The organism is Fictibacillus nanhaiensis (assembly GCF_049537595.1).
In the GTDB taxonomy this organism is placed as follows: Bacteria; Bacillota; Bacilli; order Bacillales; family Fictibacillaceae; genus Fictibacillus; species Fictibacillus nanhaiensis_F.
Genome location: NZ_JBMULM010000001.1, coordinates 1172850 through 1199056, shown reverse-complemented (window position 1 = coordinate 1199056; position 26207 = coordinate 1172850). Strand labels below are relative to the sequence as shown.

General features: G+C 41.0%; 28 protein-coding genes and 1 other annotated feature. Of the genes, 10 read left to right on the top strand and 18 right to left on the bottom strand.

Translation table 11 applies throughout. From position 1 onward, the window contains the following. Positions 1 to 2 precede the first annotated feature (2 nt). Positions 3 to 695: a CoA transferase subunit A gene (locus ACOZ9X_RS05990; protein WP_423417384.1), complete on the bottom strand. Its 693-nt coding sequence runs from the start codon at positions 693 to 695 to the stop codon at positions 3 to 5. A 42-nt stretch (positions 696 to 737) separates the two neighbouring features. Further along, on the bottom strand, positions 738 to 1937 hold the full coding sequence (locus tag ACOZ9X_RS05985; protein ID WP_423417383.1) for an acetyl-CoA C-acetyltransferase: 1200 nt from the start codon (positions 1935 to 1937) through the stop codon (positions 738 to 740). Positions 1938 to 2082: 145 nt separating this feature from the next. Here ACOZ9X_RS05985 and ACOZ9X_RS05980 point away from each other — a divergent pair, with 145 nt between their 5' ends. Beyond that, positions 2083 to 2988: a hydroxymethylglutaryl-CoA lyase gene (locus ACOZ9X_RS05980; protein WP_423417382.1), complete on the top strand. Its 906-nt coding sequence runs from the start codon at positions 2083 to 2085 to the stop codon at positions 2986 to 2988. A 20-nt stretch (positions 2989 to 3008) separates the two neighbouring features. Here the strand turns inward: ACOZ9X_RS05980 and ACOZ9X_RS05975 are convergent, their stop codons facing one another. Together ACOZ9X_RS05975 and ACOZ9X_RS05970 are read right to left on the bottom strand one after the other, a co-directional pair. Further along, positions 3009 to 3347 carry an iron-sulfur cluster biosynthesis family protein gene (locus tag ACOZ9X_RS05975; RefSeq protein WP_423417381.1) on the bottom strand — a complete coding sequence of 113 codons (339 nt, stop codon included), beginning with the start codon at positions 3345 to 3347 and terminating at the stop codon, positions 3009 to 3011. A gap of 6 nt (positions 3348 to 3353) precedes the next feature. Beyond that, positions 3354 to 3899 carry a PadR family transcriptional regulator gene (locus ACOZ9X_RS05970; protein WP_137788976.1) on the bottom strand — a complete coding sequence of 182 codons (546 nt, stop codon included), beginning with the start codon at positions 3897 to 3899 and terminating at the stop codon, positions 3354 to 3356. 164 nt (positions 3900 to 4063) lie between these two features. On the opposite strand from ACOZ9X_RS05970, the gene ACOZ9X_RS05965 reads away from it, so the two are divergent. Then, positions 4064 to 7204: an efflux RND transporter permease subunit gene (locus tag ACOZ9X_RS05965; RefSeq protein WP_423417380.1), complete on the top strand. Its 3141-nt coding sequence runs from the start codon at positions 4064 to 4066 to the stop codon at positions 7202 to 7204. A 47-nt stretch (positions 7205 to 7251) separates the two neighbouring features. On the opposite strand, the gene ACOZ9X_RS05960 is transcribed toward ACOZ9X_RS05965, so the two are convergent. Beyond that, positions 7252 to 7713 (bottom strand): hypothetical protein, encoded by a 462-nt coding sequence (locus tag ACOZ9X_RS05960; protein ID WP_423417379.1) that lies wholly within the window; start codon positions 7711 to 7713, stop codon positions 7252 to 7254. A gap of 222 nt (positions 7714 to 7935) precedes the next feature. Here ACOZ9X_RS05960 and ACOZ9X_RS05955 point away from each other — a divergent pair, with 222 nt between their 5' ends. Continuing rightward, positions 7936 to 8199 (top strand): HPr family phosphocarrier protein, encoded by a 264-nt coding sequence (locus tag ACOZ9X_RS05955; RefSeq protein ID WP_066395914.1) that lies wholly within the window; start codon positions 7936 to 7938, stop codon positions 8197 to 8199. A gap of 3 nt (positions 8200 to 8202) precedes the next feature. Here ACOZ9X_RS05955 and ACOZ9X_RS05950 read toward each other — a convergent pair whose 3' ends face one another. Then, entirely contained in the window at positions 8203 to 8856 is a 654-nt protein-coding gene (locus ACOZ9X_RS05950) for a TVP38/TMEM64 family protein (protein WP_423417378.1), read from the bottom strand. 93 nt (positions 8857 to 8949) lie between these two features. Here ACOZ9X_RS05950 and ACOZ9X_RS05945 point away from each other — a divergent pair, with 93 nt between their 5' ends. After that, positions 8950 to 9198 carry an HPr family phosphocarrier protein gene (locus tag ACOZ9X_RS05945; protein WP_423417377.1) on the top strand — a complete coding sequence of 83 codons (249 nt, stop codon included), beginning with the start codon at positions 8950 to 8952 and terminating at the stop codon, positions 9196 to 9198. A 253-nt stretch (positions 9199 to 9451) separates the two neighbouring features. Here the strand turns inward: ACOZ9X_RS05945 and ACOZ9X_RS05940 are convergent, their stop codons facing one another. Continuing rightward, a complete protein-coding gene (locus ACOZ9X_RS05940) occupies positions 9452 to 10876 on the bottom strand; it encodes an N-acetylmuramoyl-L-alanine amidase (protein WP_423417376.1) in 1425 nt (474 codons plus the stop codon). A 145-nt stretch (positions 10877 to 11021) separates the two neighbouring features. Here ACOZ9X_RS05940 and ACOZ9X_RS05935 point away from each other — a divergent pair, with 145 nt between their 5' ends. Beyond that, entirely contained in the window at positions 11022 to 11753 is a 732-nt protein-coding gene (locus ACOZ9X_RS05935; RefSeq protein ID WP_137788969.1) for a ZIP family metal transporter, read from the top strand. Positions 11754 to 11819: 66 nt separating this feature from the next. Here the strand turns inward: ACOZ9X_RS05935 and ACOZ9X_RS05930 are convergent, their stop codons facing one another. Together ACOZ9X_RS05930 and ACOZ9X_RS05925 are read right to left on the bottom strand one after the other, a co-directional pair. Further along, on the bottom strand, positions 11820 to 12149 hold the full coding sequence (locus ACOZ9X_RS05930) for a YolD-like family protein (protein ID WP_423417375.1): 330 nt from the start codon (positions 12147 to 12149) through the stop codon (positions 11820 to 11822). 15 nt (positions 12150 to 12164) lie between these two features. Next, a complete protein-coding gene (locus tag ACOZ9X_RS05925; protein WP_197221251.1) occupies positions 12165 to 13421 on the bottom strand; it encodes a DNA polymerase thumb domain-containing protein in 1257 nt (418 codons plus the stop codon). Positions 13422 to 13585: 164 nt separating this feature from the next. On the opposite strand from ACOZ9X_RS05925, the gene ACOZ9X_RS05920 reads away from it, so the two are divergent. Continuing rightward, entirely contained in the window at positions 13586 to 13786 is a 201-nt protein-coding gene (locus tag ACOZ9X_RS05920; RefSeq protein ID WP_423417374.1) for a YqzH family protein, read from the top strand. Positions 13787 to 13992: 206 nt separating this feature from the next. Here the strand turns inward: ACOZ9X_RS05920 and ACOZ9X_RS05915 are convergent, their stop codons facing one another. Next, positions 13993 to 14784: an SDR family NAD(P)-dependent oxidoreductase gene (locus ACOZ9X_RS05915; RefSeq protein WP_423417373.1), complete on the bottom strand. Its 792-nt coding sequence runs from the start codon at positions 14782 to 14784 to the stop codon at positions 13993 to 13995. Beyond that, positions 14781 to 15758: an MBL fold metallo-hydrolase gene (locus ACOZ9X_RS05910; protein WP_423417372.1), complete on the bottom strand. Its 978-nt coding sequence runs from the start codon at positions 15756 to 15758 to the stop codon at positions 14781 to 14783. Before ACOZ9X_RS05910 ends, ACOZ9X_RS05915 begins: the two co-directional genes overlap by 4 nt. A gap of 96 nt (positions 15759 to 15854) precedes the next feature. Next, positions 15855 to 16064, top strand: a binding site (T-box leader). Between the two features lie 50 nt (positions 16065 to 16114). On the opposite strand from ACOZ9X_RS05910, the gene proC reads away from it, so the two are divergent. Beyond that, positions 16115 to 16933: a pyrroline-5-carboxylate reductase gene (gene proC, locus ACOZ9X_RS05905; RefSeq protein ID WP_423417371.1), complete on the top strand. Its 819-nt coding sequence runs from the start codon at positions 16115 to 16117 to the stop codon at positions 16931 to 16933. Positions 16934 to 16937: 4 nt separating this feature from the next. Here proC and ACOZ9X_RS05900 read toward each other — a convergent pair whose 3' ends face one another. Next, positions 16938 to 17276, bottom strand: coding sequence for a DUF3889 domain-containing protein (locus tag ACOZ9X_RS05900; RefSeq protein ID WP_423417370.1), 339 nt, complete (start codon positions 17274 to 17276; stop codon positions 16938 to 16940). A 141-nt stretch (positions 17277 to 17417) separates the two neighbouring features. Between ACOZ9X_RS05900 and ACOZ9X_RS05895 the strand changes: the two genes are divergently transcribed. The 3 genes from ACOZ9X_RS05895 (at position 17418) to namA (ending at position 19960) form a co-directional block, all read left to right on the top strand. Beyond that, positions 17418 to 17597: a hypothetical protein gene (locus tag ACOZ9X_RS05895; protein WP_144699210.1), complete on the top strand. Its 180-nt coding sequence runs from the start codon at positions 17418 to 17420 to the stop codon at positions 17595 to 17597. Between the two features lie 507 nt (positions 17598 to 18104). Further along, the gene (locus ACOZ9X_RS05890) at positions 18105 to 18863 is read left to right on the top strand and encodes a glycerophosphodiester phosphodiesterase (protein ID WP_423417369.1); all 759 of its coding nucleotides are present in this window, start codon (positions 18105 to 18107) and stop codon (positions 18861 to 18863) included. Positions 18864 to 18943: 80 nt separating this feature from the next. Beyond that, positions 18944 to 19960, top strand: coding sequence for an NADPH dehydrogenase NamA (namA, locus tag ACOZ9X_RS05885; RefSeq protein WP_423418229.1), 1017 nt, complete (start codon positions 18944 to 18946; stop codon positions 19958 to 19960). A gap of 40 nt (positions 19961 to 20000) precedes the next feature. Here the strand turns inward: namA and ACOZ9X_RS05880 are convergent, their stop codons facing one another. From ACOZ9X_RS05880 to mce, 6 genes are all read right to left on the bottom strand, one after another. Further along, positions 20001 to 20660, bottom strand: a complete 660-nt coding sequence (locus ACOZ9X_RS05880) for a phosphatase PAP2 family protein (RefSeq protein WP_423417368.1) — start codon at positions 20658 to 20660, stop codon at positions 20001 to 20003. Positions 20661 to 20677: 17 nt separating this feature from the next. Further along, positions 20678 to 21853 (bottom strand): DNA polymerase IV, encoded by a 1176-nt coding sequence (locus ACOZ9X_RS05875; RefSeq protein ID WP_423417367.1) that lies wholly within the window; start codon positions 21851 to 21853, stop codon positions 20678 to 20680. Between the two features lie 102 nt (positions 21854 to 21955). Further along, entirely contained in the window at positions 21956 to 22453 is a 498-nt protein-coding gene (locus ACOZ9X_RS05870) for a MarR family transcriptional regulator (RefSeq protein ID WP_423417366.1), read from the bottom strand. A 196-nt stretch (positions 22454 to 22649) separates the two neighbouring features. Beyond that, the gene (locus ACOZ9X_RS05865) at positions 22650 to 23780 is read right to left on the bottom strand and encodes a M20/M25/M40 family metallo-hydrolase (protein ID WP_197130906.1); all 1131 of its coding nucleotides are present in this window, start codon (positions 23778 to 23780) and stop codon (positions 22650 to 22652) included. Between the two features lie 19 nt (positions 23781 to 23799). Then, entirely contained in the window at positions 23800 to 25347 is a 1548-nt protein-coding gene (locus ACOZ9X_RS05860; RefSeq protein WP_423417365.1) for an acyl-CoA carboxylase subunit beta, read from the bottom strand. Continuing rightward, positions 25347 to 26198, bottom strand: a complete 852-nt coding sequence (mce, locus tag ACOZ9X_RS05855) for a methylmalonyl-CoA epimerase (protein ID WP_423417364.1) — start codon at positions 26196 to 26198, stop codon at positions 25347 to 25349. Before mce ends, ACOZ9X_RS05860 begins: the two co-directional genes overlap by 1 nt. Positions 26199 to 26207 lie beyond the last annotated feature (9 nt).

Below are 26207 nucleotides of genomic sequence, written 5' to 3'. Positions count from 1 at the left end.
TTTTATCCTTTTTTTACAGTGAGTCGTTCAATGCGTTTTTCTTGTGTTCCAACAATCAACTTTTGAACATATACACCTGGTGTATGTATGTAATCAGGGTGCAGATCACCGATCTCAACAATCTCTTCTACTTCAGCAATCGTCACCTTTCCAGCTGCTGCAATCATCGGATTAAAGTTACGAGCCGTTTTGTTATAGATCAGGTTTCCTGCTTTATCTCCTTTTGCTGCTCGAATCAAACTAAAGTCAGCTACGATTCCTTCTTCAAGCAGATATTCCTTACCGTTAAACGTACGTGTTTCTTTTCCTTCAGCAATTGGTGTTCCTACTCCTGCTGGAGTATAGAACGCAGGAATGCCTGCACCGCCTGCTCTAATTCTTTCCGCAAGTGTACCTTGTGGGATTAAATCTACTTCAATCTCACCTGATAATACTTGTCTTTCAAATTCTTTGTTTTCACCAACGTAAGATCCGACCATCTTTTTGATCTGTTTATTTTTTAATAGAAGGCCCAGACCCCAGTCATCCACTCCACAGTTGTTTGAGATGACGGTAAGATCTTTCGTACCTTTTTCGACTAGTGCTAAGATTAAGTTCTCAGGAATTCCAACAAGACCGAACCCTCCTACTAAAAGAGTAGATCCATCTTTTATATCTGCTACAGCTTCAAGTGCTGAGTTCAATATTGGTTTCATTTTTCTCTCTCCTTTTTACGCTCATTGTCTTTAAACAGTCATTTATTCTTCTTCGTTCTCAAAAACCGACGCTACCCCTTGGCCACCACCAATACAGAGCGTTGCAAGACCTCGTTTTGCATTTCTGCGTTTCATCTCATGAAGCAATGTCACGACGATTCTTGCGCCGCTTGCTCCGATCGGATGCCCGAGCGCAATCGCTCCACCGTTTACATTCAATTTTTCTTTATCAAATTCAAGATCCTTGCCAACCGCTAGAGATTGACTTGCAAATGCTTCATTGGCTTCAACCAAGTCAAAGTCATTCATGCTTAACTCTGTCTTTCTTAAAACTTTTTTAACAGCTTCCACTGGTCCGATTCCCATCACTTCTGGTGCAACACCAGCACTTGCATTCGCTTTTACAACGGCAATTGGTTTCAATCCTAGTTCTTCTGCTTTCTTTCTGCTCATCACAACAAGTGCTGCAGCGCCATCATTGATGCCTGACGCGTTACCTGCTGTTACCATTCCATCTTTCTTGAACGCAGGGCGAAGCTTCCCTAGCTTTTCAGCCGTTGAACTTGGTTTTGGGTATTCATCTGTATCAACAATAATCGGATCACCTTTACGTTGAGGAATCTCTACCGGCGTGATCTCGTCATTAAATTTTCCTTGTTCTTGCGCTTGTGCACATTTTCTTTGGCTTTCTGCTGCAAACTCATCTAGCTCTTCACGAGACAATGAGTGCGTCTCGCATAAGTTTTCCGCGGTGATTCCCATGTGATAATCACCAAATGCACACCATAATCCATCTTGAATCATGGAATCTACCATCGGAGCATTACCCATTCTGAGACCATCTCTCGCCCCGTTCAAAAGGTAAGGAGCTTGGCTCATGTTTTCCATTCCACCGCAAACGATAATATCTGCTTCATCTAGCCAGATTGCTTGGCACGCGAGATGGATCGCCTTGAGACCTGAACCGCACACTTTATTAATCGTCATACTGGATACCTCGTTCGGTAAACCAGCTTTAATAGCCGCTTGTCGGGCTGGGTTCTGTCCGAGGCCTGCTTGCAGCACATTGCCCATGATGACTTCATCTACTGAATCCTTCGGGACACCAGCTTTATTCAATGCATCTTTGATCGCGATCGCTCCTAATTCTGTTGCCGCAACCGTTTTAAAGCTTCCCATAAAGCTTCCGATCGGTGTTCTGACAGCGCTTACAACTACAGCATCTCTCTCCCTTGAAACCATTCCTAGTCTCCTCCTTGTGGATCTCTATTAAATTTCTGAAAATTCCTTTTTATCATACCATAACAATTTAAATGTGTTGCAACAGACGATTTTTTTTAGTTAAAATAACCATAGGAAAACGTTTTCAAGAAAGGGGTTTACACTAGTGGACTTACCTGAAAGGGTTACGCTTATAGAAGTTGGACCGCGAGATGGTCTTCAAAATGAAAAGAATTTAATACCTGCAAAGAATAAGATAGAATTTATTTCCCTGTTAAAAAATGCCGGATTTCAAGAGATGGAGCTCACTTCATTCGTTTCACCAAAATGGGTTCCTCAAATGCAAGATGCTTCTGTCATCATTGATAACTGCTTGGACGATCAACGAAATTTTGTCCTCGCTCCAAACCAAAAAGGAATTGACTTAGCTGTTGAATCGGGAGTGAAACATATTGCTGTATTCGTAGGTGTCAGCGATACGTTCAATAAGAAGAATATAAACAAAACAACAGAAGAAAGTATGAATGAACTACGACCTCTTATTGAAGATTTAAAGCGCAGAGGATTCTTTGTGAGGGCTTGTATCTCAACTAGTTTTTATTGCCCATTCGAAGGCAAGATCGATGAACAGGACGTTTTAAAAATTTGTCTGGATTTTGAAGATATGGGTGTGGATGAACTAAGTGTTGCAGATACGATTGGTATGGCCAATCCAGCAGAATGTTTTGAACTTTTTACACTTTTAAAACATCATCTGCGTGGAACAACACTTTTAACCGCTCATTTTCATGATACGAGAGGAATGGCTCTTGCTAACATTTTTGCCAGCCTTCAAGCCGGCATCGACCGTTTTGATACATCTGCTGGAGGGCTTGGCGGTTGTCCGTTCGCACCTGGAGCTTCAGGTAACGTGGCTTCTGAAGACGTTGTTCACATGCTTTCTCAGATGGGAATATCCACAGGGATTCACCTCGATAAGCTACTTGAAGCTGCAGCCTACATATCTCCTCGTCTCTCAAAACCTGTTTCAAGCAAGCAGTTTCAACTGTTAAAGAACGTTCCTCAGCCTTAAAAAAACAGAACACGGGCTTCTTACATGCCCGTGTTTTGTTTCGTTCTATCATAATATTTCATTGAAGGATTCAGCATCTCAACAGGACTTTTTAATGAAAAATGGTTGCCTGCTGGTGCATCAATGGTCATCTTTTCAGCAAAGAATACAGCTGTATTGTATTCCATGAATAGATCTGGACCGTTCGTCTCAATTTTGGTATCGTTCTCCTCTGTTTGATCGACGAGAACAAGGGCAGCTACACCGCTCACAACGCAGCCACAGCCTTCTGTATCATGTTTGAGCTTCAGGTACCCTTCTTTTCCCTGTACCTTCTTTTCCAATCGGGTTAATGCTGCATCTGTAAATACAATTTCCATACTGTTTTATGACTCACCTTTCTTCTTTAGAACTTTAATCGCCCAGTTACACCATGATAACCAGCTTTCCATATATCGAATGCCGTATTCACTTGTTAAAAACTCACCAAGTTCGTTTTTTCCATACGTTCCTTTTGGAAAGTGCTCTTCTTGCCATTTTTTCGTCATCATCAGTCCCATCTGATGGTGTTCTTTACTTTTTTCTAAAAAAGCAATCGCTTTGTCTGTCGGGATAAAATGAAACATGGATACCCTCAATAACAAATCGTCTTTCAGCTTTGGTGCATTTACAGGTTTATTCAGCATCCATTCAAGCAGCTGTTCAAAACCTTTGTCCGTGATCGCATATATCTTCTTATCAGGATAATCACTCTGCTGTACGGTCTTTGATTGTGTAAGTCCTTCTTCTTCCATCTTTAAGAGTTCTCTATAGATCTGCGTGTGATGGGCTGTCCAAAAATGAATAACTGTTTCTTTAAATTGCTGTGTTAGCTCGTAACCTGTTGCTTCATTTTTCGCCAATAAACCTAACAGCGCATACCTTAACGCCATTTGATACCCTTCTTTCTTTCTGTTCTGCTTTGCATTGTAACACATTTTTCACAAATATTTTATTCTTAATACTTGATATAAATCTTATACAGCTATTATATTATATATAAACATATGTGAAAATACACATATGAAAAATAAAAACATACGTAGGAGAGGAAACAATGAACTGGTTAACACGATTTAGTTTAAAAAATCCAGTAGCAATATTCATCTTTTCATTTTTACTCATTGTTGGTGGAGTCTTCTCATTCACGAACTTGAAAGTGGATTTGCTGCCAAACGTTGAGTTTCCACAGCTGACCGTTCAAACCGTTTATCCAGGAGCATCTCCTGAAGATGTGAACGAACAAGTAACGGACAAACTTGAAACACAATTGAAGCAAGTTGAGGATGTCAAAACCGTTAAGAGTTCTTCGAACGAAAGCGTATCTATCATTAGTATGGATTTTCCTTTCACCGCAAATATGGATGAGGTAGAAGATCAAGTCAAATCCATCATTTCAGAAACGGATCTTCCTGAAGATGTGGAACCAGAGGTAAGCCGTTTCTCATTTGGAACGATTCCTATCTACAATATTTCTCTATTCCCTGAAAAAGAAGGAGAAAACATCCAAGCATTCGTGAATGACGAATTAGTTCCAGAACTTAAAAAGATCCAAGGTGTGAACAACGTATCTGTAGGTGGTGTTAAAGAAACATTCGTCTCGATCACACTTGATAAAGAAAAAGCAAAAGAAGCTGGCATCACCTTAAACGCTGTTAAAGAAGCAATCAACAGCCGTGACCTCTCTTTTCCTGCTGGTACCGTAACCGATGACTCGATTACAGTCCCAGTTCGTGTTGAAGAAGTAGTCGATACAGTTGCCGAACTAAAGGAGATTACAATCTCTTCAAGTCAAGGCGCACCTACACAGTCTCCTGGAGAATCTGGCGGAGGAGCACCAGGTGAAGCAACTCAACCTGGAGGCGGAGCACCTGGGGGAGCACAAGCACCTCAAGCACCAGCAAACTTAAAGCTTGGTGATCTTGCTGAAGTTAAAGAAACAGATGATGTTAGTGAAATCACAAGATATAACCAAAAAGCTTCACTCTCTATGGCCGTAACAAAGAAACAAGATGCAAATACGGTCGAAGTGGCTGACAAAGTTTTAGAAGTACTTAACAAAAATAAATACGATGATAAGTTAGACTATGCGATTGGTTTCGGCCAGGCAGAAGGCATTAAAGACTCTGTAAACACGCTAGTTAAAGAAGGACTATTTGGAGCATTGTTCGCTTCTTTAGCCGTATTGATATTCCTTCGCAACTTCAGAGCAACCATCATCGCCATCATCTCAATTCCGCTTTCACTGCTCGTGTCGGCTATCTTCTTAGACCGTCTTGATATTACTTTAAATATCATGACACTAGGTGGAATGGCAGTAGCCGTCGGACGTGTTGTAGATGATAGTATCGTAGTTATCGAAAATATCTTTAGGAGAATCCGTAAAACAGATGGTGACTACGACCGTGATGAGTTGATCATTGATTCTACACGCGAAATTTTAAAAGCGATCGTGTCTTCTACGATTACAACCGTCGTTGTATTCTTACCACTCGGTCTTGTCGGCGGTATCACAGGTGAGTTCTTCTTGCCGTTCGCATTAACGGTTGTATTCGCATTATTAGCATCATTGATCGTTGCTGTTACGATCGTACCGATCCTAGCAAAATATGCATTTAAAACCGTTAAACCAGAAAAGAACGATGGTCCATTGCAACGTGGTTATGAAAAACTGATCAAAGCCTCATTGAACCATAAAATTCTAGTTCTTTTCACTTCATTCATTCTTTTAGGCGGATCTTTCTTCCTTGCAACAAAGCTTGGAATGGTGTTCCTGCCGAATGAAGAACAAAAAACATTAACGATTAACGTTGAATTACCTGCAAGTACAAATGTAACAAAGACGAACGAAGTGTCTTTAGAAGTTGAAGAGTACCTCTCTAAGCGCGGTACGATTGAAGATGTAACAGCTGGTATCGGTTCTCGTGATTTCCAAACCGGTCTTAAGCGTCAAAATGTTGCCAACTATTTTGTTAACCTCAAAAAAGAAGCAAACATTGATACAGAATTAAAAGAGCTAGAAAAAGATATTAAAGAAATCACAGACGAAAAAGCAGAAGGAACCGTAATCAGCTTGCAGGAAGTTTCAAGCGGCGGGCCTCCAGCTAATAACGAAGTCAATATTGATCTATATTCAAACAACTTAGAAGATCTGCAGAAAGCAGCAAGTGAAGTTGAAGAGTACATGAAGACGATTGATTCGATCAAGTATGTATCAAACAACTTTAAAGATACACAAAAACAATGGGCTGTTGACATTGATACTGAAAAAGCAGCTGAAAAAGGCGTATCAGGCTTCGCTATTCTAGGAGCAGTCTCAGATGTAACAAAACCTGTTGAAGTAGGAGAACTGACATTAGACGGCGATGAAAAGAACGTGAAAGTTGAATATGACGAAGCAGTTAAATCTCTTGATGAGATCAAGGACCTAACTGTATTTGGTTCATCAGGTCCGGTTAAGATCTCAGACGTTGCTGAGGTAACAGAGAAAGATACCGTAACTGGAATCCAAAAGCTTGATGGTAAGATCTATGCGCAAGTCTCTGCACAAGTAAAAGGTGACAACGTTCAAAAAGTAACACAAGATGTTATTAAAGGCGTTGAAGATAATGTAGACCTTCCTTCTTCTGTATCTACAGAAGGTGGCGGAGGAAGCGAAGAAACGATGGATACGTTCAAAGATCTTGGCCTTGCGATGCTAGTTGCCATCGGTCTCGTTTACTTAACGATGTTGATCACGTTTGGTCGAGCTCGTATTCCATTCATCATCCTTTCTTCTCTCATATTCGTTCCGGTTGGAGCAATTGGTGGATTATATTTAATCAACGAACCATTGTCTGTAAGTGCGATGATCGGAATACTGATGCTGATCGGTATCGTTACAACGAATGCGATCGTATTGGTAGACCGCATCGGACAAAACCGTGAGATTAAAGGTATGCCAGTTCGCGAGGCGCTATTAGAAGCTGGTAAAACTCGCTTACGTCCGATATTAATGACAGCATTCGCGACGATTGCAGCATTAATTCCGCTTGCATTAACAACATCGTCAGGAACGCTGATCTCTAAAGGATTAGCAATTGTTGTAATCGGTGGTCTAACGACTTCCACACTATTAACATTGATCATCGTACCTGTTCTATATGAGTTATTCTTCAGAAGACAGGCGAAACGTGAAAAAGCAAAATTAAATTCATAAAAAAGAGTACAGCCCGGCTTTCACATGCCGGCTGTACTTTTTTTGCTTTATGTAAGAACTGCCAAATAATACTTGGCATTCCACTGAGCTTCTACAAAAAATTCGTAGGCCCTATAACACTTGTATATGGCATACATAGCGAAAAGCGCAACGATGACCATGAGTTCTTCCCTTTTTTTCGCAACCCTCTTATACAGGGTATACCCTATAATTCCAATAAAGATCAGATACGCTATATAGATAATTAAAGAGAATTTTTGTACGCTCATCTCATTAACTGCTTCCCTAAATTGATCCAGCTCCCTCTGATTCTTTTTACCTTCTTGGATCTTACTCTGTTTTTTACCGTCTCCAATACTCCAAGTCAAAATTTCTCCATCTGCTATTATGCTATAGTGAAAGCCCCCTGCCTTTTTCTCAGCAACGGTCTGTGAGGAGGCAAACACATAAGTTTGTGACAGATTAAAAAGTAAAACAGTCATGATGAATAGTTTAAATGAAATCCGCAATCAATCTCCCCCATTTATTGGTCCGTTTCCCTTTGTACTTCCTTCTCTCTATAGCAACTCTTTACATAAAGCCAAATCTATCGTTTTTGTATGTACCCTTCTTTATTCTATAGCACTACATACTTTTCCATCATTTTGCACATCGGGACTAAAGACCTTGTTTCGGTCCCTCTACTTATGGGAAATATATCAGCAATCATCTCATACAGGAGGCTTCAGATTATGAAACAAATCTGCTCTCAAAAAGTGATCGTGACCGCTAAATATACAGTGAGTAAGGCCATTGAGATTATGCATTCTGCTAAGAGACTTAACAGCCAGCTATTTTTAAGTAAAGATGGTATTACCATTCAAGCCACAGGGTTATCACAGCTCGTAGCATTCTTTTTAACGTTAAAAGAAGGAGATTCTTTTCTTTATATCGTTGAAGGTGCTGATGCTGAGTCAGCGATGAGTCTGATCCTACCTCCAGAGCAACCTTCTTAATTTCTACAACCCTACCTTTGCCTTCATCTTCTTCTTAAATATCATGGGTAGACCGACAAGGACAAATAAAAGAGTAGTGCCGATCCAAACGACTTTTTTACTTCCAGACGTCATGGATGTACCTAAATACGTATAAGCGATTGTTCCCGGAATGATCCCTATTGCAGTAGCGATCGCATAGTCTTTAAACTTTACCTTTGTTAAGGACGTTAAATAACTCACGAGATCGAAATTTAATACCGGAAGCAACCTTAATAACAGAACGAAACGAACGCCTTCACTTTCGATCTTGTTACGTACTTTTTCGTATTTTTCGTTTTTCCATTGTTTATTTTTCTTGAAACGGCCAAGGCGGTTGATCGCGAAATACGTAAGGAGTCCTCCTCCTAGCGATCCGAGATATGTATACAGACATCCCCAATAAAAACCAAACGACAAACCGCTTGTAATGGCAAATATGGAAGATGGAAATAACACAAAAGGCCTCAATGTATAGAGAACAACAAAGATAAAAGGTGCGATCCATCCCCACTGTATGATCCAATTTCTAAATTCTTCAGGACTAAATCCCTTATAATTTTTTTGCAGCCAGAGAAATAAAATGATCAAACCCGCAACTATTAACATTAGATATAGCCACTTTTTTGTAAGTTTCATGTTTCCTCCATGTGAAAATTTCATTTAGTAAGCATTTTTCCTTCTTATGCACATATCCATACATAGTGTGATTGGCAAAGGAGGTTTTTGATTATGATCGTAAAAGCAACTCGACCTATTTATGCAGAACGTGCTGCCAAACTTGTTGAACTTACTGGCAGCTTTACAGAATCCATCTATCTACAAAAAGGAGATCGAACAGCTGACGGAAAGAGCTTTCTTGGTATCATCGCATTGTCTATCTATCCTGATGACTTCATTGAAATTATATGCGATCCACCCAATACAGAATTAAAAGAAAAAATACTTTCGTCTGGACTTTTCTCATGCTGTAAATCTTAATCTATTGTTCTTATTTTTATCTTATTACAGATCACTCACTTTTGGCTAATTCTTCCTTACTATTAAAAAACACACAATTTGGCTATTTAAAAATTTAACTCGTATGGTTTTTAGCCTAACAGCTTCAATACGCGTGCATTTAGTTTTTTAAAAAAATAATTAAAAATAAATAAGGACTTCGCAGGAAATGATTCACATGCGAAGCCTTATTTTTTACTGTTTATGAAAAATCACTCGTGAATTCAACGTTTTTTTATAAGTCATTCAGCATTGCATTTAAAGCATTCATTCTTGTTTGCAATGGGATTTTCGCTTCATTTAGCATTTTTTTATAAATATCCAATATCATAGTACTGTACGTCGTTCCTGGAATGGCCCATTTTCCGTTGAGCTGTGCCCATGTCACTGCACTGCCTCTTTGAACATATTGGAATCTAGGATCAACGAGAGGATATTGGGAAGGTAGAGGTTGTGTAGACGTATAAGCAAACAAGTGCTGGATGTGTGCTAATACGCCTTCTTGAGGAGTCTTAAACACGGCTGATTCGTTCTTGCCTGTCGCACCGATTCCGGCATAATTATTCTGTGAAGACTTAACATTGCCTTCAAAGCGGAAGTACCCTGTTTCTTGAATAGCCTGAGCGTATGCCACATCCCCTCTAATCCCGTACACCTGTCCGATCTGAACGTAAAGAGCAGCTACAGATGGTGCATTGGGATTGACCTTCCTAACAAATCGATCCATCTCATCCGCTGTGAGTAACGTTGAACCTCCAATCGTCAGTCCCTTTGGAGACTCTGGTTTTGGCGGTTCTGGATTTGGCTTTGGTGGCACCGGACTTGGCTTTGGCGGTTCTTGGACTGGAGGCTGCTGATTTGTGCTCTTCTCTACCACATAAGCATCCACGACACCTTGCGAACGAATCGTCTTAGCAAAATTCTCTGCGTACTCTCGATTTTGAAAAGCTCCAGCTTGAACTCTGTAATACGTTTTGTTTCCGCTTTTTATTTCGTCAATAAAGGCTGTAATGTTTTGTTTGGCTAAAAGTGAAACTCGAGTTACCGCATTCTCTTTTTGTTCAAATGCTCCTGCGATCACATTGAAAATTTGTGTTTGTGTAATCTGTACCTGTTTTTTTGGAAGAGAAAGACTTTGTGCGATTCCTTGTGCGATCGCTATAGATAATTCATTTTGAAAATCTTCTCTTTTTATAAGAGCCAAGTTTTTCTCGTTATCTATGAAAAGCACTTCTAATAACACAGCTGACATTTTCGTTTCACGAAGCATGTGAAAATCAGCTTGTTTTTGTCCTCTGTCGCGCGCACCGTACTTACTCATAACAGCCGCGACTGATGCATGTAAAACGTTTTGTATCCTTTTCGTTTCAGCACCTGCTCGCTGGTGCACATAGCTTTCAAATCCTTCTCCCCCACCGATGTTCTGGTGGATAGACACAAACAGCTCTGCATTCTTGCTGTTTGCTACATTTGTTCTTTCTTCTAATGATACGGTTGTATCACCTGTTCGAGTCATGATGACCGTCACTTCATAGTTGTTTTGAAGATTAGCTTGTATCTTTTTGGCGATTGCCAGATTATATACTTTTTCAAATTGCTCTTTATTTACCGCTCCTGGATCATTACCTCCATGGCCCGGGTCAATGATTATGACTTTCAAATTGTCACCTTCTTATTTCTCCGATAGAAGCGCTTTTTGAAATGAAAATGGCGCTTACTTCTATTAAAAAGGATTTGGCGGTATACTAAAAGAGCCATATGACTATTTTTATAAAATTGGATATTTGACTAAGGTGGGTAACAGAATGGAAGCTGCTTTATTTGGAAGTGTTTTATCTGCATTAGCAACCGGTTTTGGTGCACTGCCTGTTCTTTTCTGGTCTCAGGTAACACATCGGTTTCGCGACATATTACTTGCTCTTACTGCAGGTATCATGGTCGCTGCTTCAACGTTCAGCTTGATTCCCCAAGCTCTTGAACTATCAAATCTAACTGTACTTACGATCGGTATCACACTCGGTACCCTAACACTCTTACTCTTAGAAAGGTTCGTTCCGCACGTTGATCTTGATCATTCTAAGATCTTTAAAGGCATTGATGCTAAAGCCTTTCTTGTCATTGCTGCGATCACATTGCACAACCTGCCGGAAGGTCTTTCTGTTGGGGTCAGTTATGCTAGTGAAAATACAGGACTTGGCGGTTTGATCGCATTTGCAATCGGACTTCAAAACGCACCTGAAGGTCTGTTAGTCGCTCTTTTTCTCATTCATCAAAATATGAATCGTTTCAAGGCTTTCCTTATTGCAACATTAACAGGTGCTGTTGAAATTGTTACGGCTTTGCTTGGCTATGTGCTCACTTCTTATGTAGAGAATCTAGTGCCTTATGGCCTTTCCTTTGCCGCCGGCGCCATGCTCTTTATCGTCTATAAAGAACTCATACCAGAAAGCCATGGTGACGGTCACGCTCGATCTGCTACTTTATCCTTTATTGCCGGGCTCTTGATCATGATCTACTTAACTCAAATCTTTGGATAAATAAACAGCAAAAACTATCTTCAACGTTAGTTTTTGCTGTTTTTTCATGTCTATATTCTTACGCAGCTATGCATATTCCACGTCCATGATGTCAATCACTTTTAAGATATGCATCTTTTTCTCTTCATTCAGCACCCTTAACTCTTTTTTATATTCATCAATATAATGCACATGGCCTATAGTTACGAGCGCCCTGCCTTTTTCAAAATACGTGAACTTCAGCGCTTGGTTCTCTTCCATCGCCATACAGATTGTCTCATTAAATTCTTCATACTTTTGTTCATCTAATTCTGGTTTTCTTCCATAGTCCAAACCGTCCTGATGCTCTCTTAACATTTTTACGTGTTCCGGCAGCATCATCGCCGTCCACTTAATCGTTCCTCTGTCACGAATCACGGTTTTTCCGCCCCCTTATGCCTTATGTCCGCCTAAAAGTCGGCTTCTGTACAATGCTGTTCCTCCTTTTGTATAAGAAACAGCTCGCAGAAGAGAGTTGGAGCCGTATTTTTGCCGAATATCATCCATAACGTAGCCGATCTTTCTTTTCTTTGGATGGTCTAAAGAAAACAAGGTGAGCTGTGTTTCAGTATCTTCGCAAACATTAGAAAGAGCGATCGAAATCTTACGCACCGTCTCTCCACGATAAAAGGTTTGGAGAAGTTCTAGACACACTTCATACAGCTCCATCGTAATATTAGATGGCTGATCGATCGATTTAGAACGATGAAAGCCGCCACCACCCTCATCTTTGCTGTACCCTAGCCCAAAACTAATCGTTCTTCCTGCTTTTCTCGCCCTTCTTGCACGTCTTGCTACCTCTTCACACATCTCTAAAATGACATGTTTGATCTCCGTTATATCTGTATAATCCCGAAGTAAGATCTGGCTTTTTCCGTAACTGACCTGACCTTGCATGATGGGCGCACCAATTTCAGACAGATCGATGCCCCAAGCATGATGATAGAGCTGATTTCCCATGATCCCGAATTTTTTCTCTAAAAGTTCGAGAGGATAATGTGCGAGGTCACCGACTGTTACAATACCCATCCTGTTTAACGTCCGCTCTACTCTTGATCCGATTCCCCACATCTGGCTTAAGGGAGACAGAGGCCATAACTTCTTCTCTACATCTTCATACCCCCACTGCGCTACTCCTTTTTTCTTCGCGTCAAGATCGAGACATAGTTTTGACATGAGCATGTTCGGACCGATTCCGATCGCACATGGCAATCCAAACTCTCGCCAGATGTCACGGCGAATTCTCTCAGCAAGTTCTTGTGCGCTTCCCCACAACCTTTCTGTTCCGTCAGCTTGAAGAAAGCTTTCATCCACGCTATATGTGTGGATGGACTCTGGCGGAACATATCGATGCAGCATCTTCGTAATCTCCATCGATCTTTCTAAAAAATAAGCCATCTGCGCGTTTACAACGATAATGTTTTTATTTTTTGGAATCTCAAACAGACGGTTGCCTGTTCGAATGCCAAAGTCAGCCTTCAGTCTTGGTGATGCTGCAAGCACAACGCTTCCTTGTCTCTCCGTATCCCCTACTACTGCCAAATGACATGTCAGCGGATTTAATCCTAAGCGAACAGCAGCACAGCTTGCATAAAAACTTTTCATATCCATACATAGGATCGTTCGCTTAGGCATTTCATCATAGTTCATTCGACACACCCCTTTCATCACATTACGAACATCTGTTCTTTATATGTATACCCATTTTAACCGAATGTATGTTCTTATAACAATGGTAATTTTTTCAGCGAATTTTGCAGATTGACGTTTTTGAGTCAAAAGTCTAGGCTTTATAAGGAAAGCCAGGTGAAGAAATGAATCGTTTATTGATAAGAAAAATGATCCAACATTCGTTGAAGGATTATTTATGGGAAGAAGAAAATTGTATATTAACGGAGAAAGAATGGGCCGATCTAGAAGAAAAAGTTTTGCGCCAGATGCAAGAGGAAGATCAAAATGAGGCTGTTTACAGCATCATTCAGGACGTTCTCTATACCTATTTTACAAATAAATAAGCAGGTTCCGTCTTTTGAAGAGGAAACCTGCTTACTTTTTGATGCTAGTGTGAGAAGTTTCGACTGTGATCGATGAGATTTTAAGCGGCAATCCATGAGTTTCGGGCTGTAATCCACGAGTTTTGAGCTCCAATCCACGAGTTTCATCACCAGCTCCAAAAGTCTTATAACTCTCAGTTTTGTTTACATAATAATATTATTGCAACTTACTTCTGTCTAAACGATTTCCCACCTAGTGTTTCGATCAACTTTGGCATGACTTGATACATCGTGCTTCCTACGTTCATCCACCATGGCAGGTTGATCTCACGAACGGGACGCTCCATCGCTCTAACAATTTTTTCTGAAACATGTGAAGGCTGAAGCATCAGTTTTTGAACGTTTTTAACGTAATTGCCAGACTGATCAGCAAGTGTAAAGAAGTTGGTCGCGATCGGTCCAGGGTTGATGGTTGTCACGTCTACCCCTTTGTGTGCGACCTCCAAACGCAACCCGTTTGAGAATCCTAACACAGCATGTTTCGTTGCTGCGTATACGCTCGATTTTGGCGTTGAGATCTTACCGGCCTGAGAAGCAATATTCACGATATGACCGCTTTCTCTTTGAAGCATGTGAGGCAGGACTGCTCTCGTACAAGCCATAAGCCCAAGAACGTTCGTTGAAAACATTCCTTCAATATTTTTCCATGGTGAATCTACAAACTCTTCAAAAATACCATAGCCCGCATTGTTCACTAAAATATGTATGTTTTCATGTTCGCTGAGGATTCTTGAGAAAACCTCCTCTACGCTGTCTGTGTTTGAAACATCTAAAATATAATAAGGCGCTTTTATATTCGTAGCTTTTAAGATGGCTTCCTGTACCACTTTCAGCTGATCTTCTCTTCGTGCAGTAAGGATGGGCGTCGCTCCCTTTTTAGCAACATCCATAGCGAGGTGAGCCCCGAGTCCCCCAGATGCTCCTGTTATCAACACCACTTTATTTTTTAATGTACTCATCTTATAACTCCTGTTCTGCGATAATATGATACCTTGTTCTCTTCCTCTACTCGTACTCGTCCTTCTGACTGAAGCAGATCGAGATGCCCTACAACTTCGGAAACTACCAAACCGAGTTGCTTTTCATATAGTTTTGGAAACAGGCGTCTGCACAGTTCATAAACAGTTAACGGCTCATCGCTCAACAGATGTTCAAGCGTTTTTGCACGCTCGGTGTGATCGTGAAGTCGTTTTGTGATCAACTGTGCTGCATTCGTAAAAGGCTCGCCATGTCCAGGGTATACTGTTTTTAAGTTCAGCGTGTATAGATATTGCAATGTCTCTCGGTATTGAAGCAATGTTCTGGGCCGCTCTGTTTCGTTTACAGCAGGCGGTTCTAATAGGGCATTAGACGAAATATGAGGCAGCAGCACATCCCCACCGATTAAGATGCCATCTTCTTCATGATAAAGAGAAAGGTGATCTGGGGCATGTCCGGGCGTCTTTAAAAAGATAAATCCCTCGTGACCAGGTACTTCATCACCAGGTAAAGGCAAGGTGTCTGGAACAAACGAGCTTGAGAACGTACGATATTTCCGCAGCTTTAACAGTTCTAATCTACCGAGAGCATCTGGCACTCCGAAAGAATGATAGAGATTCGTATAAAACATTTCTCCCTGTTCAATAAAATGAAGATCGCCACTCACGTAAGGAACCGCTTCTTTAAGCATGAGGGTCTGAACACCATTCTCTTGAATCTCTTTTGATAGTCCCGCATGATCAGGATGGTAGTGCGTGCAGATATAATGGTCTAAATCTTTAAAAGTGAGTCCGTGATCCTTGAGAATAGAGATAAGCAGTTGCCTGCTTTCTTCGGTTTTTGCTCCGGAATCAATGAGCGTAACCGCATCACTTTTTAGGAGGACACAGTTTACAGGACCTACATCAAACGGTGTAGGAAGAGTAATCGGAATAATAGCTGTTTTTTGATTCATCTTTTCCTCCAAATAAAATAACTAGTTGACATACATATAGAAATCATAGCATAATGTTTTTTAAAATATAAAAGAAATGCCATTTATGGCCAATAAATAAATGCGTTGAAAGGGATTAGTACGTAATCTCCTCCGTTTAGAGAGTGGAATCCATAGGCTGCAAGATTTCACCGTAAAGGAATTACTGAACCTGCCCTGGAGCAGTCTGGAGAAATCCGGCGCAGTTCTGCGATAAAGACATCTTGAGCGGGCAAGCAATCATGCCAACAAAGGTGGTACCACGGATCACTCCCATCCGTCCTTTATATTTAGGACTGGGAGTTTTTTTATACTCAAAATTCTGGGAGGGATTACCCGTGGGAACAGAAAAAATTACGTTTATTGGTGCCGGATCGATGGCTGAGGCCATTATGGAAGGGTTGATCAAAAAAGAAAAATGGCAAGCTGATCTGATTACGATAAAAAATCGAAGTAATACACAACGAGTAAATGATCTTCAAGTTAAGTATGGTGTAGTACCCGCTTCAACGATAGAAGAAGCTGTTGCTGGTGCTGATATTATTATTCTTGCGGTAAAACCAAAAGATGCGCACAATGCGGTTAACACCATCAAGCCGTTTGTTAAGAGTCATCAGCTGATCATTTCTGTTATGGCTGGCATATCTACAGAAACGCTAACAACTTGGCTTCAACTTAATAACCCTGTAATGAGAGCCATGCCGAATACATCCGCATCGATCGGACATTCTGCGACTGCACTCTCCTCAGGAATGTATGCCTTGGAATCGCATATTGAAAAATCTCTTGAGCTATTTGAGACGATCGGAACGGTCACACTCGTACCAGAAGAAAAACTGCATATCGTTACAGGTCTCTCTGGAAGCGGTCCTGCCTATATTTACTACATCGCGGAGGCCATGCAAAAAGCGGCTGAAGAATTAAATCTTTCCGAAGAAGAAGCAAAGACTTTAATCTCTCAAACGCTTTTAGGTGCCTCTCTTATGCTTAAACAAACAACAGAATCCCCTATTGAGCTTAGAAGAAAAGTAACTAGTCCTGGCGGTACGACAGAAGCTGGTATCGGTAAACTTGATCAATTTGGAGTTCAAGATGCGTTCTTAGCTTGCATCAAAAGAGCGGTGAAACGGTCTGAAGAGTTAGGAAGAATGAACTGAGCTGTTAACGGGTTGTCTCTTGAAAGGAAATATTCTTAAATACACCACCTGGGGTTAGTGTGATCGTTATAATAACTCCCTTTTCTGAAGAACCTTTCTTGATCCACAGTTTAAATCTTTCGACAATATCTTCATTTGGTGCTGTCGTTCGTCCAACATATAAATAATCAACGATATCATAGTCGGGGTAGCGTTTCCCTGTTTCAAAAACAGCAAGCCTTCCCCATTTTGCATAAGCAGGTTCTTGTACCCTTGGACTTTCTGCTGACACTGTAAGGGGAAGTGAGCTACAAACTAAAAAACTGGCCATCATCAAGTAGACTAACTTGCTGAAAATCTTCATACTGTCAACTCCTTTTCGTTATTTTGCACCAATTCTCTCGTTTTCTCTGCAGAAATTGGCGATTAGAAAAAATTGACAAGCCCTTTACTTACTCTTTATCATCTAAGTAGGAGCTAGAGCTAGATTTAGGGAGGGATTTGTGTGACCGAAGTAGAAATTTCCCAAAGATACCTTGAATTGCGCGTTCAGTTTGAAAAGTTTACGAAACGATCTCTTACTGACAAAGAGCTTGTTTTTATCCACTGGCTGACAGAAAAAGGAGCCACTGTTGAAGAACACAACAGAGAAGAAAAAAAGAAGCGTTCTAGACGCAGAAAATAACTCACCCTTCCTCTTCAAACAGGAAGGGTTTCTTTCATTCTGTCTGTGTTTTAGTATGTTGATCTATGGTGGTAGTTGAATTCCGCTTCAGGTTGCTCGCTTTCCATGGGGCGTGCGGTGAGCCTCCTGACGCTTCGCGCCATTAGGAGGCTCCACCTGACCGCTCGTCCCATAGGAGTCGGCAACCTTCCGTTTAATTCAACTGGCATAGGAAGATAATGAATATTCAAGAAGAAAAATCCTTTAAACTAGAAATGCTTTTAGATTTTTACCACCTTTGAATGTTGATTGGAGTGTAAGGTGCGAGACTCCTGCGGGACGAGCGGTCAGGTGAGACACTTAGAGCCGTAAAGCGGCAAGTGGCTCACCGGTCGCCCCGCGGAAAGGGAGCACCTGAAACGGAAATCAACCACTTTCATAAGTTTACTATGGAACCTTTCATTTCATCTCCGTTTTCATTTAGCTTATACTGTCTATAATCTTTTTTTATGAAGGGAGATTACATGCTTGACCTATATATTTGCTCACAGAGGATCTAGTAAGGATTGTCCAGAAAATACGATGGCTGCATTCCAAAAAGCATTTAAAGATGGCGCTGATGGGATCGAGCTTGATGTGCAGCTATCTAAAGATGGGGTACCGGTCATCATTCATGATGAGAAAGTGGATCGAACGACTAACGGAAAAGGTTATGTTGTTGATTACACCTATGATGAACTATCACAATTAGATGCGGGCAGCTGGTTCTCAAAACAATTCAATAAGGAATCCGTTCCTTCTCTTCAACAATTTTTAGAATGGATAACACCACTCCCTATGTTGCTTAATATCGAATTAAAAAACAATATCGTTGAATACAACGGGCTCGAGGAAAAGGCACTTCAATTGTTGCAACACTACGGGATGATGGATCGAACCGTGATCTCGTCATTCAATCATTATAGCTTAGTCAAGATCAGAAGAATGAACAAATATGTACAGACGGCGCCTCTATATTCTTCCGGATTATTTGAACCGTGGGAGTATGTGAAGGCCGTTTGTTCACAAAGTGTACACCCGAACTATAAATCTCTTCACCCTTACATCATGAAAGGCTTTAAAAGAAATAATATTCCTGTTCGTCCATATACGGTTAACAGTCAAAAGTGGATGAAGTATTTTTTTGAGTGGAATACTGAAGCGATCATAACCGACTATCCGATTTTAGCAAGAGATGTGTTGAACAGCCTTTCACCACATTCAAAGAGCAGATTTCTTCAAAAATAGTGATGAAACGTACTACAATGAGAAAGAAAAGTAATGATGCTCAAAAAGCTTGTTCTTAAAAGAAAAAGGAGTTGTTTTATATTCAACCGTTATTGTTTCAACCATTGACCATCCGTGACGTAACGTTAAAGAATCGGATCGTCATGTCACCTATGTGTATGTATTCTTGTTATGAACAAGATGGAATTGTGACCCCTTGGCATATGACTCATTACACGTCTAGAGCAATGGGTCAGACCGGGCTAATTATGACTGAAGCAGCAGCAGTAAGCCCTCAAGGAAGAATAAGTGCTGAAGACTTAGGAATTTGGGATGACAGCCATGTAGAAGGTCTGTCAAAGCTCGTTTCATCTATACAAGAAAACGGCTCAAAAGCAGCGATTCAAATCGCCCATGCAGGACGTAAGGCTATGATAGACGGACCGATCATCGCCCCATCTGCTATCGCTTTTTCTGAAAAGATGAAAACACCAGAAGAAATGTCACTTCAGCAGATCGAAGAGACAGTAAAGCAATTTCGAAGTGCAGCAAAAAGAGCAAAGACTGCAGGATTTGATGTGATCGAGATTCATGGAGCGCATGGATATTTGATCAATGAATTCCTTTCCCCACTGTCTAACAGAAGAACTGATTCTTATGGAGGCAGCCAAGAAAATCGCTACCGATTCTTACAAGAGATCATTGCTGCTGTCAGATTAGAATGGGAAGGTCCACTGTTTGTTCGTATTTCAGCGAACGATTATCACCCAGAAGGAAATGCACCAGAAGATTTTGTAACCTATTCGAAGTGGATGAAAGAGGACGGGGTCGATCTTATCGACTGCAGTTCGGGTGCTGTTGTACCAGCAAAGATCCCGACGTTCCCTGGTTATCAAGTTTCTTTTGCAGACAAGATTAAAAACGAAGCAGAAATCGCAACGGCAGCTGTTGGCTTGATCACAACAGGCAGACAAGCGGAAGAAATCTTACAAAACAAACGAGCGGACCTTATTTTTATCGGTCGAGAGTTTTTGAAAGATCCGTATTGGCCGCGATCAGCTGCACAAGATCTTGGAACAGAGATCGAAAGTCCCAAACAATATGAACGTGGTTGGTAAGAATGAGAAAAAAGCTGGCTCTTTGAAGAGTCAGCTTTTTCTATTCATATGACACATTTCTCTTGAGAAGATGATTCAGTCCTTTATACAATAAAACGCAGATTAAAAGCCAGGTTCCTCCAGCCGCAAACCCACCTAGAACATCTGTAGGATAATGAACACCTAAATATACTCGACTAAAACCGACTAACCCAATAAAAAGTGCCGTGACACCATACATGAACTTTCGATATCTGTACAACAACGAATAGTTATGTACGAGAAGATACGAAAGCAGACCAAAAAAAGCGATGGAGATCATGGCATGCCCACTAGGAAAACTATAACCCGTAATCTCAATGATTCGATCATACATCGGTCTATCTCTTTCAAACCATTCTTTAAACCATTGATTTTCAAAGCGAATTCCGATGAGACAAACGCCTAACACGAACGGTTCTATCCACTTTCTTTCTCCGATCAGCCAGATTACAGCAAAAAAGATAAAGATCGCATATTGATAAGGTCTAGAAGCGATGTTCGTCAAGAACGTAAAGCTATCATTTAGAGCAGGCTGATGGATAACAGATACATTTTTCATCGCCCACACATCAAGAACTTCTATTCTTGATTGTTCGTAGATAGAAGCAAATAGAATAAAAAGCCCAAGGCAAAGAACTGTTAACACCACTGTTCTAATCACGCTGTTCTCAAAGATCATGGTACGATCAGCTCCTGTTACTTTTTCCCCTTTTTTATGATGCCTTCTCCATGCTTTCTCTCGATCGATGACAAAACATCGTGAAGCAGAGCATCTTTTTCGTTCTTTTCGACAGAGAACAGATCAAGCTGATAAGTCGCTTGTTCTTTCTCCACTACTTCTGTAGCAGTTATGCCCAATAAACGAACAGGTTCCTGATTCCAATGTTTGCGAAAGAGTTCGACCGCAGTTTTTTGGATATCTATTGCATGCTGTGTTCCGTTCGAGAGCATCTTGCTTCTCGTGATTGTTTTCCGATCGCTGTAGCGAATAGTGATCGCAAGCGTAAACGCTACATAGCCTTTTGTTTTAAGCCGAGACGATACTTTTTCTGCGAGCTTTTTAAAAACAGCTTCTGATTCCATAACAGAAATAAGATCTTCACTCAATGTCGTAGAACTGCCGATCGACCGATAATCACTTGCCGCGCTTGGATCAACCGGACGCGTATCGATGCCGTTTGCTCTTTCTTTCATCTTTATACCATTGATGCCAAAACGATGTTTCAATTCATAATCTACGGCATCTGCGAGATCCTTGATCGTCATGATGCCATACTTGTTTAACTTTTCTTCGGTTTTCTTACCGATTCCGTGCATCTCCCCAACTTTTTGCGGCCAAAGCTTTTCCTTGAGATCTCTTTTTCTAAGAACTGTGATTCCAAGCGGTTTCTTCATATCTGAAGCTGTTTTTGCTAAAAATTTATTCGGACCGATTCCGATAGATGATGGCAAGTTCAGCTCATTCAACAATCTGGATTGAATTTCCTTTGCCATTTCGAGTGGTTCTTGACAGTCTGTCACATCCATATATCCTTCATCGATGGAAACAGGCTCTACCTTTTCTGTATATTCCTGCAGAAGCTGAAACATGCGTGAAGAATACATTTTGTATGTTTCAAAGTCTGGAGGAACAACAACTAGATTCGGACAAAGTTTTCTAGCTTGCCAAAGCGGCATCGTTGTTCTTACGCCTTTTTCCCTCGCTTCATAACTGCACGTTACGATGATTCCTTTTCGCTCTTCTACATTTCCGGCTACCGCAACTGGCTTTCCTCGAAGATCAGGGTTTTCAGCCATCTCTACTGATGCATAGAAGCTGTTCATGTCCACATGAAATATGATTCTTCTTTTAGACCCAGGAGACTGATACACATGAACACTCCCTTTATCAAAAACTTATCTATTAGTATATGTTAGAACAGCGTTTAAAAACAAAAGGAAAGACTGTCTCTGCAAAAGAAAAAGACAAGGTATCTACCTTGTCTTGTGAAGCCGCTTTCCAGTATCTTCTACCCATTCAACAAATTCTTCACCATGAAAATGCTTGTTTAAATCTTTATGTAATTGAATAAGATCTCGATAAAAGTCCTCTTTACTTTCATCTTCCATCCATTTTTGAAGAAAGCCATAGATTTGGCAGTTGAAGTTCGTAGACTCCTTGTGTTTTACCGATCCTTCATCTGTTAAATAAACATAAGATATTCGGCGGTCATCGTTCTTTTTCTCTAATCTCACATAGCCTTTATCTTTTAGTCGTTTGATCACTTGCATAACTGTAGATACATCCCATAATCCGTAATAAGCGATCTTAGAGATCGTAATGTCTTCTTCTAGTGAAACGATCCATAGAATATGTTGCTCTGCCTGAGTTAATCCAATGGCTTTCGCAGCTTTCTGCCAATCTTCTTCTAAAACTTTATACACGCCACGCATATAATTTACCATCATATGCATGTCAGATAGTTGACTCATCCCATTTCCTCCCCCCGAAATAAGATTCTTTTAAATTACCAATATTTTCATTTACATGATAAAAATATCTTACATAAATCATAAAGTGACTGTCAACTTTTTGCGACATTTTGTTTTAAAGAGCAACAAAAACAGGCAACAAGGCCTATTAAACAATAAAAACTTGGCGAAATTCCGCCAAGTTTCGTCATTTTTCTTATTCGCCAGCTGTTATTCCGATAACCGCAAGTACCATTTCTGCCGTCTTCGTCAATTCCTCGATCGGCATTCTTTCATTCGTTGTGTGGATCTCTTCGTAACCTACAGCTAGATTTACAGTTGGAATACCGTGACCTGCGATAATGTTCGCATCACTTCCACCACCACTATGAAGAAGTCTGTGAGGGCGTCCGATCTTCTCAGCTGCTTTTTTGGCAACTTCTACTACATGATCGCCTTCACCAAACTTGAATCCAGGGTACATCACTTCGATCTCAACTTCTGCACGTCCGCCTAATTCTGCAGCAGCTGATTCGTAAGCTTCTTTCATTTTTGCTGTTTGAACTTCCATTTTCTCGTTGATCAATGAACGTGCCTCAGCTAGAACAAAAACAGTGTCACAAACGATATTTGTTTGCTCCCCAGTACCTCCACCGTGGAAATGACCGATATTAGCCGTAGTTTCTTCATCAATTCTGCCTAGCGGCATGCGAGCGATCGCTTTAGCTGCAATCGTGATAGCTGAAACTCCTTTTTCTGGAGCGACACCGGCATGTGCAGATTTTCCATAGATTTTTGCTCGGACTTTTGCTTGGGTAGGAGCAGCAACGATAATATCCCCAACAGGACCATCACTGTCTAAGGCAAAACCATATTTTGCTGTGATTTTTGACGCATCCATTGCCTTTGCGCCCACTAATCCAGATTCCTCTCCTACTGTAATAATAAATTGAATATCACCGTGAGAGATGTTTTCTTCTTTTAGCACTTTAATCGCTTCAAACATAGCAGCAAGACCTGCTTTATCATCCGCTCCAAGAATCGTAGTTCCATCTGTTACTACATATCCGTCTTTTATAGAAGGTTTGATTCCGTTACCAGGTGTAACTGTATCCATATGAGAAGTGAAATAGATCGTGTCAACGCCTTCTTTATTTCCTTTTAACGTACAGATTAAATTTCCTGCCGCGTGCTCTGTCGTTGATTCAGCATCATCCTCATAGACTTCAACACCAAGTTCTTCAAACTTCTTTTTAAGAACGATTGAGATCTCTTTTTCATGTCTAGTCTCAGAGTCAATTTGAACAAGCTCTAAAAATTCGTTTAACAAACGGTCTGCATTTACCATTTATGTATTCCCTCGCTTCTTATAGTGGTATGTTGCCATGCTTTTTGTAAGGTCTGTCTTCGCTCTTGGTGCGCAGCATGTCAAGCGCCTGAATACACTTGATTCTCGTGTCTCTCGGATCGATCACATCATCTACCATCCCGTTTGCAGCAGCGATGTAAGGGTTAGCAAACTTCGTACGATACTCTTCAATCTTCGCGGCTCTCGTCTCTTCAGGATCTTCGCTTCGTTCGATCTCTTTGGCAAAGATAATATTTGCAGCTCCCTGTGGTCCCATAACAGCAATCTCTGCATTCGGCCATGCAAATACTAAATCTGCTCCGATAGATTTACTATTTAAAGCTACGTATGCACCGCCATATGCTTTTCGCAGGATAATCGTTATCTTTGGAACCGTTGCTTCGGAGTATGCATAAAGAATCTTCGCTCCATGGCGGATAATGCCTCCATGTTCTTGCTTTACTCCTGGAAAAAATCCTGTTACATCTTCAAACGTGATGATCGGAATGTTGAATGAGTCACATAAACGGATAAAACGAGATGCTTTATCTGAAGAATCAATATCGAGTCCTCCAGCCATGACTTTCGGCTGATTACATACTAATCCTATCACTTCACCCTTTATCCTTGCAAAACCTACAACTATATTTCTTGCAAATTGAGCATGAACTTCCATGAATGAGTCCTTATCCACCACTTCTTGGATAACCGTTCTAACATCATATGGGCGTGTCGAATCAAATGGAATGATCTCTGTCAGTTCAGGACGATCATCCTCTTCATCTCCCCAAGGTAAGACAGGCGTTCTCTCTTTATTATTCTGCGGAAGGTAAGAGATTAAACGCCGAACATCTTCTAACACTTCTGATTCAGATGGTGCTGTAAAATGTGCGTTCCCACTCTTAGATCCATGAACTTCAGCACCACCTAGATCTTCAGAAGAAATCTTTTCCCCTGTCACCGTTTCGATCACTTTTGGTCCTGTGATAAACATCTGACTTGTTTTTTCCACCATGAACACAAAGTCTGTGATCGCTGGAGAATACACTGCTCCCCCTGCACATGGTCCCATAATCACAGAGATCTGAGGAATCACGCCAGAATAGATGCTGTTTCGATAAAAGATGTGACCATAGCCATCAAGTGACATGACGCCTTCTTGTATACGAGCACCTCCTGAATCGTTCAACCCGATAAAAGGAGTTCCGTTCTTAGCCGCAAGATCCATCACTGCTGCGATTTTTTTCGCGTGCATCTCTCCAAGTGCTCCGCCAAATACTGTGAAATCTTGGGCGAATAAATAAATGGGACGTCCATGAATCTTTCCGTATCCAGTTACCACACCTTCTCCCGGCGCTTTCATCCCAGAAAGGCCAAAGTCGTGAGAACGATGTTCCATGAAAGGATTGAGTTCAACAAACGTACCTTCATCAAGTAAAAGATCGATACGTTCTCGCGCCGTTAACTTTCCGCGTTCATGCTGCTTATCGATGCGGTCATCACCCCCGCCTAATTCAATTTCTGTTTTCTTTTCATAAAGTTCATTAATTTTGTCATAGATGTCCATTATTTTGCTTCCTCCTTACTTTTCGTCTTCTCACAAAGCTCAAACAATACCTTGTGTGTGGAAGAAGGGTGCATGAAAGCAACGGATGCACCGCCTGCACCAGGAACAGCAGCATCATGGATCATCTTGATGCCGTTTGCTTTCATCTCATCTATGCGGTCTTGAATGTTTGTAACACCAAGAGCAACGTGATGAACGCCTTGACCGCGCTTTTCAATGAACTGTGCGACAGGACTTTCTGCAGTTAGGGCTTCAAGCAGTTCTAGCCTTGTCTCACCGATTTTTATGAATGCCACTTTTACTTTTTGTGAAGGAACTTCCTCGATTGCTTCAAGCGTAAGACCTAGAACATTGACATAGAAAGGAAGTGCTTCATCAAGTGATTTAACAGCGATTCCAATATGATCGATACGCTCCGGCGCCACTCCTGTAAACACATTTTCTGTAATGCCATCACGCTTAAATACCGCTTGTTCGATAAATTTAGCTGTTTCGATCGTCGGTGTTCCTGGGGTGAATACTTTTTGTATCCCTTTAGACTCTAAGAAAGGAATGTCCTCCCATGGAATTACCCCACCACCGACAACTATGATATCGTCTGCTCCTTTTTCATGAAGAAGTCTCATCACTTCTGGAAAAAGTTCGTTGTGCGCGCCTGACAGACAAGATAAACCAATCGCATCCACGTCCTCTTGAACAGCAGCTGCTGCGATTTGCTCTGGTGTTTGTCTTAATCCCGTATAAATGACTTCCATTCCATAATCTCTTAACGCTTGAGAAACTACAAGAGCTCCTCGGTCATGACCGTCGAGTCCTGGTTTAGCAATTAAAACACGAATTGTTTTCTTCATCGTTCTCCA